This is a genomic window from Shouchella miscanthi, assembly GCF_007725405.1.
Lineage (GTDB): Bacteria > Bacillota > Bacilli > Bacillales > Bacillaceae_D > Shouchella > Shouchella hunanensis.
Map to the genome: position 1 here is coordinate 551,688 of NZ_CP042163.1, position 16,708 is coordinate 568,395.

Annotated in this window: 11 protein-coding genes and 1 pseudogene; 9 read left to right on the forward strand and 3 right to left on the reverse strand. The window is 34.4% G+C overall.

The annotated features are described in order from the left end of the window. Positions 1 to 782: 782 nt before the first annotated feature. The 3 genes and pseudogenes from FPV17_RS22575 to FPV17_RS02895 form a co-directional block, all read right to left on the reverse strand. Positions 783 to 890 (reverse strand): annotated as a pseudogene (locus FPV17_RS22575) (helix-turn-helix domain-containing protein); the annotation flags it as partial. Between the two features lie 28 nt (positions 891 to 918). Then, positions 919 to 1,776: a hypothetical protein gene (locus FPV17_RS02890; RefSeq protein ID WP_144557875.1), complete on the reverse strand. Its 858-nt coding sequence runs from the start codon at positions 1,774 to 1,776 to the stop codon at positions 919 to 921. A 22-nt stretch (positions 1,777 to 1,798) separates the two neighbouring features. Then, the gene (locus tag FPV17_RS02895; protein WP_144557877.1) at positions 1,799 to 2,248 is read right to left on the reverse strand and encodes a hypothetical protein; all 450 of its coding nucleotides are present in this window, start codon (positions 2,246 to 2,248) and stop codon (positions 1,799 to 1,801) included. 447 nt (positions 2,249 to 2,695) lie between these two features. On the opposite strand from FPV17_RS02895, the gene FPV17_RS02900 reads away from it, so the two are divergent. The 9 genes from FPV17_RS02900 to pglZ all read left to right on the forward strand — a co-directional run bounded on the left by FPV17_RS02900 (position 2,696) and on the right by pglZ (position 16,685). Continuing rightward, positions 2,696 to 3,550: a GIY-YIG nuclease family protein gene (locus tag FPV17_RS02900; protein WP_144557879.1), complete on the forward strand. Its 855-nt coding sequence runs from the start codon at positions 2,696 to 2,698 to the stop codon at positions 3,548 to 3,550. A gap of 512 nt (positions 3,551 to 4,062) precedes the next feature. Continuing rightward, on the forward strand, positions 4,063 to 4,341 hold the full coding sequence (locus FPV17_RS22475; protein ID WP_367614634.1) for an aldo/keto reductase: 279 nt from the start codon (positions 4,063 to 4,065) through the stop codon (positions 4,339 to 4,341). A 581-nt stretch (positions 4,342 to 4,922) separates the two neighbouring features. Then, the gene (locus tag FPV17_RS02910; RefSeq protein ID WP_367614635.1) at positions 4,923 to 5,180 is read left to right on the forward strand and encodes a TIGR04540 family protein; all 258 of its coding nucleotides are present in this window, start codon (positions 4,923 to 4,925) and stop codon (positions 5,178 to 5,180) included. A 4-nt stretch (positions 5,181 to 5,184) separates the two neighbouring features. Then, the gene (locus tag FPV17_RS02915; RefSeq protein WP_144557883.1) at positions 5,185 to 5,793 is read left to right on the forward strand and encodes a DUF1819 family protein; all 609 of its coding nucleotides are present in this window, start codon (positions 5,185 to 5,187) and stop codon (positions 5,791 to 5,793) included. After that, positions 5,790 to 6,356: a DUF1788 domain-containing protein gene (locus FPV17_RS02920; protein WP_144557885.1), complete on the forward strand. Its 567-nt coding sequence runs from the start codon at positions 5,790 to 5,792 to the stop codon at positions 6,354 to 6,356. The genes FPV17_RS02915 and FPV17_RS02920 overlap by 4 nt, the downstream gene beginning before the upstream one ends. 17 nt (positions 6,357 to 6,373) lie before the next feature. After that, entirely contained in the window at positions 6,374 to 9,949 is a 3,576-nt protein-coding gene (brxC, locus tag FPV17_RS02925) for a BREX system P-loop protein BrxC (RefSeq protein WP_144557887.1), read from the forward strand. A gap of 14 nt (positions 9,950 to 9,963) precedes the next feature. Beyond that, positions 9,964 to 13,404 carry a BREX-1 system adenine-specific DNA-methyltransferase PglX gene (gene pglX, locus FPV17_RS02930; RefSeq protein WP_144557889.1) on the forward strand — a complete coding sequence of 1,147 codons (3,441 nt, stop codon included), beginning with the start codon at positions 9,964 to 9,966 and terminating at the stop codon, positions 13,402 to 13,404. Between the two features lie 117 nt (positions 13,405 to 13,521). Continuing rightward, positions 13,522 to 14,070 (forward strand): hypothetical protein, encoded by a 549-nt coding sequence (locus tag FPV17_RS02935; protein ID WP_144557891.1) that lies wholly within the window; start codon positions 13,522 to 13,524, stop codon positions 14,068 to 14,070. A gap of 56 nt (positions 14,071 to 14,126) precedes the next feature. Further along, complete coding sequence (gene pglZ / locus FPV17_RS02940) at positions 14,127 to 16,685, forward strand: BREX-1 system phosphatase PglZ type A (RefSeq protein ID WP_144557893.1); 2,559 nt, start codon at positions 14,127 to 14,129, stop codon at positions 16,683 to 16,685. Positions 16,686 to 16,708: the final 23 nt, after the last annotated feature.

Below are 16,708 nucleotides of genomic sequence, written 5' to 3' on the forward strand. Positions count from 1 at the left end.
AACTAGAACGAGGGCTGTTTGAAATACCCTAACAGGATTAAGTTTTTGCTTCCTCTCGGAAATACAATATGAACAAATAAAATCTAAAAAAGGCACATTAAAGATCTTTTTTATTCCTACTGGAAGCTGATTTACAATCTCTCACGATAACTCTTTATTCATAAGTATACGATTTTGAAAAAAGAACTAAATTCCCCTGTCGAGGTCAAGAACAAAAGTTTTCAGACTCTTAAAAATCATGGTTCTAAGAACGCACCCAAAGCAAATAATACCATTAGTAGAATCCAAAATAACCACGTTAATGATAAGGGAATTATTAGCAACAACATAAACAATCTGTGATAACGATTGGAATTAAAGAATATACTAATGGAAATTAGTGGGGTTAAGAACAAATAGATAGCTGCTACTACACCAAAAAATTGTTGCGAAAAAAAATAAAAGTTATAGGGAATAACAATTAACACTAATAGTACAATTAATAATAAGAGATTTACTTTTTCGCTCTTTTCGGTTTTTAATAATTGCTTCAATAAATCCAATTTATTGCTCAATTCCTTTCTCTCTTTAACACTTAGTTTTTAACTTGAAAAACGTTTTCTCTAAATAAATTGTTTTTCTTATATATTATAATGCTAGTATCAGTAATAATTCTAACATTTGATTACACCGACTTACATGCTGTTTCTGTAATCGGTTTTGTGAAATTAAAAATAGTTGCTTGTAACTAACATAACTAAACTAATTGTAAAATCTCGTATTTCCTTCTTCTTTGATTCAAATCTATCTAGAAAACGATATATAATCGTTCGTGAAACGCCCCACATTTTAGCAATATCTTTTATCGGCGTGCCATTTGAAACGAGAGTCTTCAACATTTCAATATCTTTATTAGGCTACCTCTGAATTGTCTCGATTTTATTTATCTGGGAGAGTTTCTATTAGACGCTCAATGTTAAGCGTTGCTTTAAATACATACTTATAGGCTTCTTCATAATCATGGTAACTTATGGAATCAGCAACTTGTAGATACTGTCTTGTTTCAGATGACCATAAATGCAATTCTTGATATTCTTTTAGATAGGGTTCTATATAATCCAGCTGTGTTTCAATACGATCAATTGTAGCTTGTAAAGCTCCCCAGCCTTTTGGTAACCTACTCTCTTCTTGATTGACCGTATATAATGAGTCATCATTTAAATATGTATGTTCTTCCTCCGTTAACTCCTCTTCAAGTGAGTCTACTCGCTCACCATTAGGAGATACGAAACCGTCGGTATATAATTCTTTAACAATACTCATGAACAAACCGACAGCTTGGGTTTCAAAAGGTTGTATAGGGTCAAGCGTGTTTGAATCATATCCAAAAATATTGGTACTCGTTGTCATATTAGTATCCCTATCAAAAATGAGAAAGTTCTTGTAATAGATCTCACTTTCTGAAAAATCATAGTTAAAATCTACTTCTCCATCTTGCTCATAGTACTCCCTTGCCTCATCAAGGTTTAAGCGCCCTTCTTCCGGCAGCTTAAATGTATGGAAAAATGTTTCAATATTAGTGTAATCCTCTTGATTTAATTGGGATTCTAAACTATATAAATCTCGTTCGACATTATCCCAATCGTACTCATACCCAATGGTAACTGAACCCTCGCTTGAATGATCGGTTGTTGATGCTGTATGATCTGATGTCTCACTATCTTCGGTATTTATGCTTTCATTAGAACAACCTGAGATGAAGAACAGCAATGGAACAAATATATATCTATATTTCATATGTAAGTCACCTTTCTGTCATTTAAATATTACCCACTTTAATTGATTCATCTACGTCTACTTCACAGTCATATCTTCTCTCTCCAACAGACCCTACTTCTTCAACACTCACCCTTTCTAAAATGTTGCCACCCTTCGTGTTTATCGTAACTTCAATCCCTAACTGATCTTCATCAGCAAAATAAAAGCGTGGTGTGTCTGTTTTTTCACCATATAATTCGGCTACCATTTGATTATTGCAATTTGGCCCCTTGTATTCATATTCCTTTGGTACAAAGCGTTCATTGATTTCGTTTAAAGCTTCTTCAAGTGATTCGAGAGATGTAATTTCACCACGTATAGTTCTCGCTCTGTATTCCTCATCATAATCTGCAAATGCAACATTTAAATTATTGCTTAAAAAATACGCTGTTGGGAAACTTTGTGATTCATCCAATTCATAATCACCATATAAATCTTCAAAATCATCCAAGGAATCTCCTATTTTTGCTGAATCGTTAAAGATACACCCACTAAGAGTTATCATTAAGACGGACAGATAACCAACAAGATGAATTCTGATAATAAAACCTCCCCATTTTTTATTCTTTGAATAACTCAATTGAACTAGCGCTCACCCCAATGTAAGGGTAAGGGCGCACCGTTTTTCTTTAGCCTGTATTCACTAACATAGCCTTCTTTCGTCTGACTTGAGGCAAATCCTACCGTTCGCTGCACTTGTTGAATTGGTACATGTAATTCCATAACGGAATAATTGACAGAAAAATGTCGAAACCAGTGAGGGCTGACACTGCCTTATTTTCTTCCAATATCATTTACTAATATACTGAACGCCAACGATCGTTCTTTTGTGTGTAAATGTACAGTGGTGAGAACCGATAAACAGGGTAGAGGATACGAAGAAAGGACTGCACCCGACATGCCAAATGAACGAACAGCGATGATGTATTTTCCAGATTCGACCCACGCTTCTTCTTTAAAAGTGGTACAGGAGCCAACAAGCCAAATTCGCGGCTTTTACTTCAAAAAGAGCCTTTTAGCAGAGGTAGAGAAACTTGAGCACGCCAATAACTATGCCGTTTACTTTCTTATCTCGGATGTCGATGAACCAAGTATCTACATTGGTCAGTCGATACACGGCATTAAACGATTAAAAGAACACTTAAAGCAAAAAGACTTTTGGCAGTTTGGCATTTTATTTGTTACCGACAATAATAGCTTCGATAAGCAACTCATTGATTTTCTTGAATATGAATTTATCCAGCGCTTTAACGCTTCGACTTATATTGTAGAGAACCGGGATATGCGCATCAATAAGCCGAATGTTAATTGGTATATGGCAGCAGCAATGAACACATTTGCTGGGCAAATTACCTTCTTGCTAGAAGCATTAGGCGTGACAATAAAGCAAGCAAAGCAAGTAGAGTCGTATGAAGAAGAGCGAATCTATTACCCAGCCGAAAAAAACCACCCTGCTACCATCTATCTTCACGATGGACAATTTGTGATTACAAAGGGCTCTACCGTCCTCTTTCCACAAGAGAAATTAAAACACTATAAAGACGAGGGAAAACTCTATCAGAAATTAAAAGCAAAAATAAACCAACTCATTCAAGCAAACCAAGCTGAGCCCATCGATGAAAAATCCGCTCGCCTAACAGAAGACATCGTGTGTCCAAGTCCAAGCTATGCGGCAGACTTATGTAGCGGTGCGTCAAAAAATGGATGGGAATATTGGCAAGGATTAAGGGAAGAGCGGGAGAGGTTAGGGTGAAGATAAAATTTCACTTTAATTAATTGAAGCAAACTATTTTCAGTTCTAATCGCTAACTTGCATGCGTCCCAGGGCTTGAAATTTCTTTCATGTCACTAATAAGAAACCAGTCTCTTACATAAATTCCTTGTTTTTTAAGATTGAGCTGAGCTTTATTTAAGGAAGTTTTTCTTCAAGCAAAATCGAGATGACTATGTTTTAAGCACAAAGATCGGTCGCATCATAGAAGACGAAACAGAAGAAAAAGAAGGTCTCTTTACGAGTGTATGAACGAACAAAATTATTACAACAGACTATTCGGCAGAGGCTAAACACACTTAGTTTATGAGCAACCCCATACACTCTTCTTATCATGAAGACACCCTTTGCATAATTGTGCCTGAAGTCGGACGATCACAATCATCATTGTTTTAGGTGCATCGTATAGTTCCGAAGCATTACTTGGCGGGAATTACTATAATTACGGCGACGCTCCATCTAACGTTAAAACGAAAATTGATGAACTAATAGAAATAGCAGAGTCTCATGGCGTCAGCCTAAAAGCATCGGCTCTACAGTTTACATCGGCTCATCCAGCTGTAGCGGTGGTCATTCCTGGATCAACCCGAACTGATCGCATTAACGAAGGCCTAGAAGCCTTACAAGAGACGATCTCAGAAGCATTCTGGCAGGAATTAATTGAAGAACTGAAGAACAACTCATCTCAGCGGTTGCGCCATTGCCATTGTATAGGGAAGACATCCAGTGGGTGGTGGATGTCTTTTTATCTGAATAGAACGAGTCAAAACTAAATAATGAGGTAGTTGGACTGTATTTAATGTAACTATCTTAATCTAGCTCTGCATTAAAAAGCAACGAATAAAATTGTTCGATTGATATATCGCCTTAGTTTCTTCCAACAAGGCTGATGGAGCGCACGTAGTTTATATTTTTAGAGAAGTCTTTCGTTTTATTAGGAGCAGGTGGTTTTTTAAAAGATATAAAGCTGATAAAAAAGATTGTAGTGAAAAGAATAATCGATTTTAGAATGATAGAGCCTCCAGTCATGTATCTTTTTTACATTCAAATAGAAGCTGCTTTTCAAAGCGGAAATAAATATAATTTTTTAGGCGGTGGATTTTGTGAAAACGACTCATACCCATATAACTGTTTCTTGTGGATTTTCTAAAACCTGTTTAGCAAATTATGTACGAAATAACCATTCTCCGTCTGGTAAGTAGATATAAAACATCATATCGTGAGTGTGTACAAGGATTGGTAATTGGCGGAATAGTCCTCCTAAATAATCAATTTGTTAAATCTTGTTTTTTAAATTTAATAAGCTTAAAATAAATTTTAAATAAGAATAGGATAAGAGGTGAATTGTTTGGAAGTGAAGTTATTTTATCGAACCCAAAGAGATCTAGCTGTAGATCTAAATAAATTAATTGATTCATATTGGAACGAAGATGTTAAAGAAAATGAGCTTGTAGCTACTGTTAAATACATATATGAAAATAATACTGAAAAACTAATAAAGAATAACGAATTCACTAAAGTGGTTCAGCAACAGTGCGGAAAAAGACGTTTAATCGTTGTGGAGAAAATATTGGAGAATCTAAATTATAGAAGTGATGTATGGAAGGTATGATAGGATGAAGAAAGAATTACATTATTCTTCAAGTTTAAATGGAGCATCTTTTTTATTATATGAGTTAAAGCAAGTTCTAAAGTTAAAGCATATTGGTTTATCTACTGAAGAAATTAGGAGAAAGGTAAAAGAAGAAAATTTGTTTCAATTCAACAATTTAGGAAGAATTAATAGGGCATTACCTTCTGTTATAAAAAGGGCAAACGTTATAGACAGTACTCTTACCAACTTAATACTAAATGGTCCTGTTGAAGTAGGGAAAGTGCTTAATTTGTATGCAATTATGAAAACCGATGTGCTTTTCTGTGAGTTCATGGAAGAAGTTATTAGTGTCAAGCTAAGAAATAGTGATTATCTAATAGAAAAAAAGGATGTAAACATCTTTTTTATTTCTCAATCGGAACAAAGTGAGCAAGTCTCAAATTGGAGTGAAACAAATATACAAAAATTAAAAAGGGCATATATGCAAGTATTATTTGAATGCGGAATTCTGAAGTCTAGACAAGGTAAAGAAATGAATAGGTTGTTTATTGACGAACAGATCAAAATTCATCTCTCTCACAATGGGGACGATCGCTATATAGTAGCAATGGGTGAGGAAGCTATTATATGAGCAATTTAAAGGCTAGGGCTGACAAAATTGTTACGAAAATTAAAGAAGAAAAGTTTATAAACGGTCGTGGATTAGGTAATGAGATTAGTTTTTATGTCTTTGATTATCAACCTAGTCAAGAATTATATATGAGGGATTATGTTCAGCGCATAAAAAAACAATTAAATTACGACGGTTCTAACCGAAGAATTATTGAATTTGATTTGTATAAAATGCTTATCGAAATCACAAAAGAGAAAAGAATATTTGAACGTATATCTGAAATGGAAGAGCGTCAAGGGAAAGAGGCATTGTTCAAAGCGATGACAACATTTGCTAGACCAGAAATCTTTTTAAGTAAAATTAAAGAGCAAGTGGATGGCTATAATGTAGTGTTCCTCACTGGAATAGGCAAGGTTTATCCATTTGTACGGTCTCATAATATTTTAAATAACTTACAAGAAGTATTGGATGATGTACCTGTTATCTTGTTTTTTCCAGGTGAATATGATGGTCAGTCACTACATTTGTTTGGAAAGTTTAAGGATGATAACTATTATCGGGCATTCCGATTAGTCGATTAATGAGGTAGGGGATAAAGATGATCATTAAAGATATGTTTCAGAAAGATATTGAACGTGATATTCGTGGGGTCATAAAAGTAGCTCAACAGGACGAAGAAAACATCTATCAGGAATTAGATGAGTATGTTGTTACTCGTGAATTACAAAAACACCTTTCTAAGTTTTACGAGAATTATCAGAAAGGGATTAATGGTGCAACTGATAAAATGGGGGTTTGGATTTCAGGTTTCTTCGGTTCTGGTAAGTCACACTTTTTGAAGATACTCGCTTATTTGCTTGAAAATAACAATGTTAAAGGGAAGCAAGCCATTGAGTTCTTTCAAGATAAAGTACAAGATCCACTTGTCTATGCGAATATGCAAAGAACGGCTGATGTGGAAACAGAAGTCATCCTGTTTAATATAGATTCAAAAGGGTCACTTGATAATAAATCCAAAGAAGATGCCATACTTCGTGTCTTTATGAAGGTATTTTATGAACACCGTGGCTATTATGGAGATATACCTGGTGTAGCTGAAATGGAAAAGTATTTAGATAAACAAGGGATCTATGGTGCTTTTAAAGAAGAATTTGAAGTCGCGGCTGGTGAATCATGGGAAGAACGCCGTAATAGCTTTTATTTTGATGCAGATTTTGTAATTGCTGCCTTAACAAAAGTCACCGACATGTCGGAAGAATCGGCTCGTAATTGGTTTGAAAACGGTGTTAATAATTTTGAAATTAGTATTGAAAAGTTTGCGAAGGACGTAAATGAGTACATAACAAGTAAGGGGAAAGATTTTCACCTCATTTTTCTTGTGGACGAGATAGGCCAATACATTGGAGATAACCGTAATTTGATGTTGAACTTGCAGACAGTAGCAGAAGACCTAGGAACCCATTGTAAGGGGAAGGTTTGGATTATGGTGACTTCCCAAGAGAGTATTGATAGCATTATCAAAGTCAAAGGCGATGACTTCTCACGTATTCAAGGGAGGTTCGATACAAGGCTTTCTCTATCCTCTATCTCAGTTGACGAAGTAATTAAAAAACGTATTCTATTGAAGAAAGATTATGCTCATGACAAATTGAAGGTTCTACATCCTGAAAAAAGTGCTATTTTAAAGAACTTGATTAGTTTCAGGGGAAGTACAGCAGATTTACGTGGTTATGATAATGAACAGGAATTTGCTGATGTTTACCCGTTCATTCCTTATCAATTCAAATTGTTACAAAGCGTATTTGAGCAAGTAAGAAAACATGGTTCTTCTGGTAAGCATTTATCTGAAGGGGAGCGTTCTATGTTATCGGCTTTTAAAGAAGCTGGTCTTCAATATAAAAATGCTGAAGAAGGGACACTCATTCCATTTTATGCTTTCTACGACACAATTAAGGAATTCCTGAGTCCTTCAATATCGAGAGTGATTGAAGGGGCCTATGAGAATCCTATGTTAAAAGATACTGATATTAATGTGGATCTATTGAAGGTTCTATTCATGATTAAGTATGTAAAAGAACTTCCAGCAAATCTCGACAACATTGCCACTTTAATGGTTACACATATAGACGAAGACAAGTTGCAACTTAAAGAAAAATTAAAAGTCTCTTTAAGAAAATTAATCTCTCAAACGTTGGTACAGAAAAATGGCGATCATTATATCTTTTTAACAGATGATGAACAAGACATTAATAGGGAAATTAAATCTTTAAATATTGATGAGGACATCGTTAAGCGAGAGTTAGCTAACTACATTTTCCAAGATTTATACGATGAAAAACGTTTTCGTTACAACAGTGAATACTCATTTACTTATAACCAGAAAATGGATGAGAAAAACTATGGAAATCAAACATCTAACATTGGAATGCAAATTCTTTCTCCATTATCTGACCATTATCATAAGTCTGAGCAGGAACTCATGATGATGACTTCTGGAAACGGAGAGATGACCATTAAACTTGGTGGAAATGAAGCTTATATTGAGGAAATCGGAGAAGCGTTACGAATTGAGGAATTCCGAAAGAAAACAAATATCACGCAACTAGCAGAAAACATCCAAAATATCTTAAATAATAAACAAGCCGAGGTACGTGAAAGGCGTAGAAGAGCACGTGAGCTCTTAGAAGAAGCGATTAAGAATAGTGCATTCTTTATCAATGGTGACCAAGTAGAGATTAAAGGTTCGACTGTTCGTGAGAAAATGAATACTGCCTTTACATTATTAGTTGATAATGTTTATACAAAGCTTAGTTATGTGAAGGAACACGTAGAAAATGAAAGGGAATTAATATCAGTCCTTGCTTCAAACGATGAACAATTGACATTAGCTAATACCTTTAAAGATCCAAATGACTTGGCAATGAGAGAAATGTCTGAATTTATTAGCTTACAAGATGAATCGAAAAAGCAAATACGTGTCAAAATCTTATTTGATCGTTTTGGAGATAAACCATATGGATGGAAAATCCTTGATATAGCAGGAGTGGTAGCACAACTACTTAAAGAACAGCGAATTCGGATTCGTTTTAATTCGGCATACTTAGAGCCAGAAGAGGATGTTAATACGCTCATTACGGTTTTCACTAAGATGCAAGAAGCAGATAGTGCAATTGTAGTAAGGAGAGTAAAGGTAGATGAAAAGTTAATTAAAGTAGCCAAAAATATATGTTCGGATGTTTTCAAGAAAACCGATTTAGCCGATGATGAAGATGGGTTGCTGAAGGATATACGACAACTTGTTGAAAAGCAAATTGACGAAATCAAGGGATATAAAGCCCGTTATGAAGGTAGAACATATCCTGGGATGAGCTTACTTGATAAAGGGTTAGAATACTTTGAGAAATTCCATAATGGCTTAGATAATGTATCTTATTTCAATAAGTTAAAAGAATTAGAAGACGACTTACTGGATTGGGAAGAGGATATTGTCTATGTTAAAAGTTTCTTTGGCACCGATCAGAAAAAGATTTTTGATGATGGATTAGCAGCCATCAAAAAGCATAATGAAAATAAAACGTATTTAATAGGTGCAGATGTAGAACCAATTATTGAAAAGCTCCAGGCAATCATTCGAGATCCGATTCCTTATAAAAAGATAAAAGAGATTCCTGAGCTTATATATGCATTAGATAAACAAATTAATACTGTTTTGAATGAGAAAAGAGAAAATGCTCAAAACAAAATAAAAGATGATAGTGATTACTTGTCATTATTGACAACACAATACGGTGTTTCAAATAACACGAAAGAACGAATCAATCGTTACTATCAAGAACTTACTGTTAACGTAAATAATTTTACAGATATTTATAAAGTAGATGCAACCGTTCCGCAAAGCACGAGCTTTAAAGAAAAAATGGAAAGAGACATCGATAGAGAAATAGAAGAATGGCAACAGAAAAATGTAAAAGAAGAGACAGATCAAGTTGGTGAAACAGAGGTTGGGCCCATTGTATCAACACGAACTATTCAAAAGCAGCCTGTTAAAGTATCTAAGCTAGTTAATGTTAGAAGCCTATCGACAGAAGAAGAAGTCGATAAATACATCAATGCACTATCAGGTAAGTTAAAACAAATTATTAAAGAAAATAAACAAATCGAATTTATTGAGTAATCGGGGTGAAATAGATGAATAAATCTGCACTAAAGACTTTTGCTACGAATGCACGCAGAGAGTTGTTGAAAAAAGTCGAAGCAAGAGCTATGAAGCTAGGTATTACAGAAGAAAATATAAAAAAAACGGATATTGAGAGCTCGGATGCCATCTTTATTGATGGCAAACAGCTTTTAAGAGAAGAAAGAATTCAAAGAGAAAGATTAATTGACCGAATTAATCAAATCGGATTTAAACGTGTAATTGATGAAGTTGCTTATACTTGGTTTAACCGCTTTACGGCTTTACGTTTTATGGAGGTGAACAACTATTTACCAACGAAAGTGAGAGTGCTCTCGTCTTCCAATTCTGTTAGCACCGAACCAGACATGATGAAGGAAGCATTATCGTTAGATTTAGATTTGGATAAGGAATATATATATGATCTAAAAATGAACAATAACTCTGAGGAACTGTTCAAATATCTTATTATTAAACATTGTAATGATCTGAATCGGTATATGCCTTTCATGTTTGAAACAATTGATGACTATAGAGAGATACTATTTCCAGAAGGACTTCTTGCAACGGATTCCTTTGTACGTCAAATGACAAATACTGATATTATTCCAGAAGATAACTGGGAAGAGGTTGAGATTGTTGGTTGGATGTATCAATACTATATAGCAGAAGAGAACGAGCGTGTTATTCAAGCTAAGAAGAGGTATAAAACAGAGGAAATACCATTTGCAACTCAGTTATTTACACCTGAATGGATTGTAAGCTATATGGTTCAAAATGCATTGGGACGTTATTGGATTGAATCGCATCCAGAACATCGAGATCTTATAAAGGAATGGAAATTCTATCTTGAAAATCCAGACTCAGAGCCAACTCATAGTGAAGAACTGAATCCTTATATCAACAAGGAATTAAAGATAGAGGATATTAAGTGTATTGATCCAGCGATGGGAAGCGGGCATATCCTTATCTACATGTTCGATGTGTTATTTGAAATTTATAGTAAATGTGGATATATAGAACGTGATATACCAAGGTTAATTATAGAAAATAATATATATGGTCTAGATATTGACGATCGTGCTTATCAATTGGCAAGTTTTTCACTAATTATGAAGGCACTAAAATATGATAGACGTTTTTTGAGAAGTATAGAACGTTCTGGATTGAAGATAAATTTAGTATCTTTACAAGAGACTAATGCTATAACAGAAGAAGAAATAGAATTTTTCGCTGGAGGAACTCTAGGTGATAAGTTCGAAAGAATAGAAAAGTTTATTAAACAGTTTCAAAATGCAAAGACAATTGGTTCCCTTATTCAACTTGAATTCAATGACTTTGAATTTATAAAAGAATGTATTGAAGAAATTGAACAACAAGATGGAAATTTGTTTGAAGTGGATATGAAACAAAGACTCCTTCCACAATTAAAGAACCTGATAAAACAGACAGCTATAATGAGACAACAATATGATGTTTTCATTACAAACCCACCTTATGCTGGGAGTCGATATTTACCATCCGAAGTGACATCATATTTAACAAAGAATTACCCTAAGGTAAAATCAGACCTTTACTCTGCATTTATGGAATGCAGTTTTCATTATACGAAACAAGGTGGTCAAATCGGTTTTATCACTCCATATGTGTGGATGTTTATTTCATCTTATGAATATATAAGAAAGAGAATAGTGGAAGAAAAAAGCATTACTTCCCTAGTTCAACTTGAATATAATGGGTTTGAAGCTGCAATGGTACCCGTATGTTTATTCACATTAAGGAACTATCATATAAGAGCAAAAGGTGACTATATTAGATTGTCAGAATTTAAAGGGATTGGGAATCAGTCTATAAAAACATTAGAAGCTGTGAAAAATCCTTCTGTTAAGTACCGTTACTCCTTTGATCAGGAAAACCTTAATGAAATTCCTGGAAGTCCTATAGCATATTGGGCAAGCGAGAGTGTTATTAAGATTTATGATTCAAGTCAGATGATTAGTGATGTGGGTTTTTCGAAAAAAGGTCTAGATACAAGCAATAATAATCTATATCTACGTATGTGGTTCGAAATAGATTACAACAAGAAAAATAGAAAATGGATACCTCTTAATAAAGGAGGTTCATTTCGAAAATGGTATGGCAACCAAGATTACTTAATTAATTGGGAAAATAACGGAGAATCTTTAAAATCACTTCCAAAAGCAAACATCAGGAATGAAAAGTTTTACTTTAAAGAAGGCCTAAGTTGGTCTGATCTAACGTCAGGGAGTTTTGGGGCCCGTTTTTTCCCTGAAGGATTTATATTTGAAGCTACTGGTCCATGTTACTTTGGTGAAAATACTTTTGAAATGTTAGCGTATATGAATAGTAAAGTTTTTAATTATTTGGCACAGTTTACAATGTCTACAATGCATTATACAAATGGTGCTGTTGCTAATATGCCATACAAAGATATTAAAGTTAATGTAGATCAAATCAAAGATATAGTTTTTATCTCAAAGAATGATTGGGATTCATTTGAAACTTCGTGGGGGTTTGAAAAACATCCCTTCTTGAAATCGGCATCTCAAACAATAGAATCTTCATTTATAGAATGGAAACATTTTGCAAATGAGCGATTTATCCAATTAAAAGAATATGAAGAAGAAATTAATCGTTTCTTTATTGAAATCTATAGTCTTCAAGAAGATCTCTCCAGCGAAGTTGAAGATAAGGACATTACAATCCGCAAAGCTAATTTAAAACGTGACATAAAGAGTTTTATATCCTATGCTATTGGATGTTCGTTTGGACGTTATTCATTAGACGAAGATGGCCTGATATATGCAGGTGGGGTGTTTGATGCTTCCCGATTTAAGACTTTCACTGCAGATCAGGATAATATCCTACCAATACTTTCAGGTAAATACTTTGAAGATGATGTTGTTTCTAAATTTGTTGAATTTGTTAGAGTAATATATGGTGAGGAAACACTTTCTAAAAACCTTGACTTTATAGCTGATGCTCTTGGCAGAAAGAAATCCGAAACGGCGAAAGAAACTTTACGTCGCTATTTCTTGAATGATTTCTACAAAGAGCATGTAAGGACGTATAGTAAGCGGCCAATATACTGGTTGTTTACCTCAGGTAAAGAGAAGGCGTTTAACTGCCTTATCTACATGCATCGTTATAATAAAACAACTTTATCTCGTATTCGTACTGATTACTTACATGACTATCAGGTTCGTCTAGATGCTGAAAAGAAAGATTTGTTAAATATTATTGATGGTGACTCCACAGTGAAAGAAATAAGTAATGCGAAGAAAGAGCTTAAATCTCTTGATAAGAAGATTGATGAACTTAAAGAATATGATGAGTTACTTCACCATATGGCAGATATGCAAATTGAAATAGATTTAGATGATGGAGTTAAAGTTAATTATGAAAAGTTTAATGGACTTGTTGCAAAGATATAAGTAGATTAAATTTGAGTGAATACATTGGCGATGGATAATGCATCTTACTTCTGATAATTAAAGGTTTTACTGTTAAGGTATTTATAGAAATTGTTTATATAGGTGGGTTGGGGTTTAATGAAGGTTGGTTTACTTTATTTAGATGGGGCAATTCCAGGTGAAGATATTGAAGACTTTAAAAGACTAATGAAGGAACATGATCTTGATTTTAAAGCACATGATTATGCAGGAAGCCCACAAGCAAGTTTTGATGAAATTAGTGGGGTAATATCAATTCTCCTCGGAACATCGCTTGTATCAACATTTGTCCAATCAATTGGAACTAATGCGACCTGGGATGCAATAAAGATTATGGTTAAAAAGGTTTGGCTTACAACTCATGGACAAAAATATTCAAAAGTAACCTCAAGAGGTGTTGAAGAAAAAGAGGTTACTATCAGTGTAAGGGCGAACCTCAAAACCGACGAATACTTTTTTAAAATTGATGGATTGAAGGATTCTGACGAATTAGATAGAGCAATGGACAAAATATTGACACACTTAGAAGCACAGAAATCAAAGAATGATAATAATAAAGTCTTTGAAGTGAATTTTGATGGGGAAAATAAGGAATGGATTTCAAAAGACTTTTTGAAAGAAATAATGGAGAAAAAGAAAAAAGAGTAACTAAGATTTTATGGAGATTAATCAATTTTATTTGAGGTAGAAAGTAGGTGAAGGGCATGAATATAAATCAAATTGAGTCCACATTATCAAATATATTTAATGAGCAATTAAAAGATGGGGAAGAGCGGAAAATTGTGTTCTGGATGGACAAGGATAATGAGTTCTCAGCGGACATTGGAAATCTATCCATTAATAAGGTAAAGGTTCATATGCTTACTGAGAGTAATCAGTTTCAAACGAAATATTTGCTTGAAGAAGAAGATCCTATGTCTCCCTATTTAATTTATACAAACATGGAATTAGGTGTGGAAGACAACTGGTTAGCGGATACGGTTTTTTATTCGAAAACGTTTTATGCAGATCGAATTTCTCTCATTTTAAGTGAATTGCAAATAGACCCGTCGCTTCGTGCTGTTATTAAAAAGTATGAACGTTTTTTCAATAACAAGGAACGATTTAAAAAGTTTTCAGCATTGAATATTGAAGATTATTCAGAGGGAATCATTGAACTCGCTATTATGAGTGTTTTATGTAACATTAAAACGCCAGATTTTGAAGAAGTGTTAAAGGCTGTTCTTATGGATACGTTGGATGACAATGAGAATAGATACTTGTCCCTTCTTGAGAAGTTCTTTGATATTAAAGTGTTCTGGAATTATGTTTCTAATCACTACGGTTATGAACATGAGAAGAAAAGTCTAAAAACATTATTTATCCATCTAGTAGTAACGGCATTTAGCCAATCCATTACTAAAGCGGATATATGGGACTTAGAAGTCTTTATATCCAATCGAAATAAAACGAATGCCGTAGTGTTTATTGACCATTGGATGCACCATAAGACAGACTATGTGATTTTTGATGAATATGCAGAAATGGCTGAACAGGAAATTCAACTTTCGAACATAATGAATGATTTGCCAATTGGAAGTTTTAAACAGGCAGATATTTTCCCTTATATCGACCGGGCAATCATCATTTACATAGCTAACGGTTTAGTCACGCAGCTAGAGGATTATGAGGATTACACGAAGCTTATTAAAATGAGAAGAGCAAAGCATTATTATGATAAATTTGCTTCTGTATATGAAGCACTATACTACACAGTGAAGATGCAAGAGTTTTATAAAGGACATCGTCAAGGTATTCCACAGGGACGTGCTATTGATTTGTATCAAGCATATGTAAATGAATATCACTTAATGGATACATATTATCGTAAGTTCTATGTTGCTTATGATGAAGAGAGTAATCATGAACTATTAAAAAAGTTAAAAGTTCTAGTTGAAAATTTATATACGAATTGGTATATGGGAGAGTTAAGTGCTCATTGGTCACAAGCAGTAGAGTCTGAAATGACGCAGAATTGGTCATTGCCAGGCGTGAAAAATCAGCCAGACTTTTATCCCTCCTTTATTGATTCTAAAGTTCGAAATGGAGAACGTGTTTTTGTTATTATTTCAGATGCAATGCGTTATGAAATCGGTGTAGAGTTAGCAGAGCGTCTTAATACTGAGACGATGGGTATTTGTGATGTGGAAACAATGCTTGGGGTAGTGCCTTCTATTACAAAGCTAGGAATGCCATCCCTCTTACCACACAAAGAAATTGATCTAGATTCAAATGGTCGGGTATTTGTTGATGGCAAAGATTCTTCAGGTTTAGAAAACAGGAAAAAGATCATTGAATCGAGGGTGTCTGACAGCATTGCCGTTCATTTTCAGGACGTACTATCAATGAATAAAGCTGGTCGAAGAGACACCTTTAAGGGTAAGAAGCTCGTATACATTTATCATGATACGATTGATGCAATGGGAGATAAGGCTTCAACAGAAGTTTATACGTTCAATGCAGTAGAAACAGCATTAAATCAACTTTACAATTTAGTGAAAATGATTCGGGATGATCTAAGCGGCTCGAATGTATTGATTACGGCTGATCATGGCTTTCTATATCAAAGGGATAAAGTAGAGGAGAGCGATAAAATTGGACAAGAACTAGACGACACTGTAGAAGTGAAACGCAGATATATTCTTTCAAAAGAGAATCGAGAAGTTCCGGGGCAATTAGCCATTAACCTCTCGTCTTATTTAAAAAATGAGCAACAACTAACGGCTTATTTACCTAAAGCAACACTTAGAAACAAAATTCAAGGCTCGGGTATAAATTTTGTGCATGGTGGTGCAAGTCTTCAAGAGGTTGTTGTTCCTCTGCTTTCGTTTAAAAATAAACGCTCCGGGCAAAAAGGTGCAAAGGCTATTCAAAAGGTTGATATTAAATTAACTAATGCTACTCGCAAGATAACGAATAGTATTTTTCACCTTGAATTTTTCCAAACTGAAAAAGTAAAAGATAAGGTCATTCCTCGAACTGTTATCATTTATATGGCGGGTGAGGAAGGGAACGTCATCTCTAATGAAGAAACACTTATTGGAGATCGAACGTTTGATAATCCAGCTGAGCGTACTTTCAAATTAAGATTTGCCCTCAAGGGTATTCCTTATGAACGAAATAAAACGTATTATCTAATGATTAAAGACACAGAGACAAGTGTTGTAGTGGAGAAAATCCCATTTACGATTAACCTAGGTATAATCAGTGATTTCGACTTCTAGGTGAGAGGAGGAACCAAGGTGGA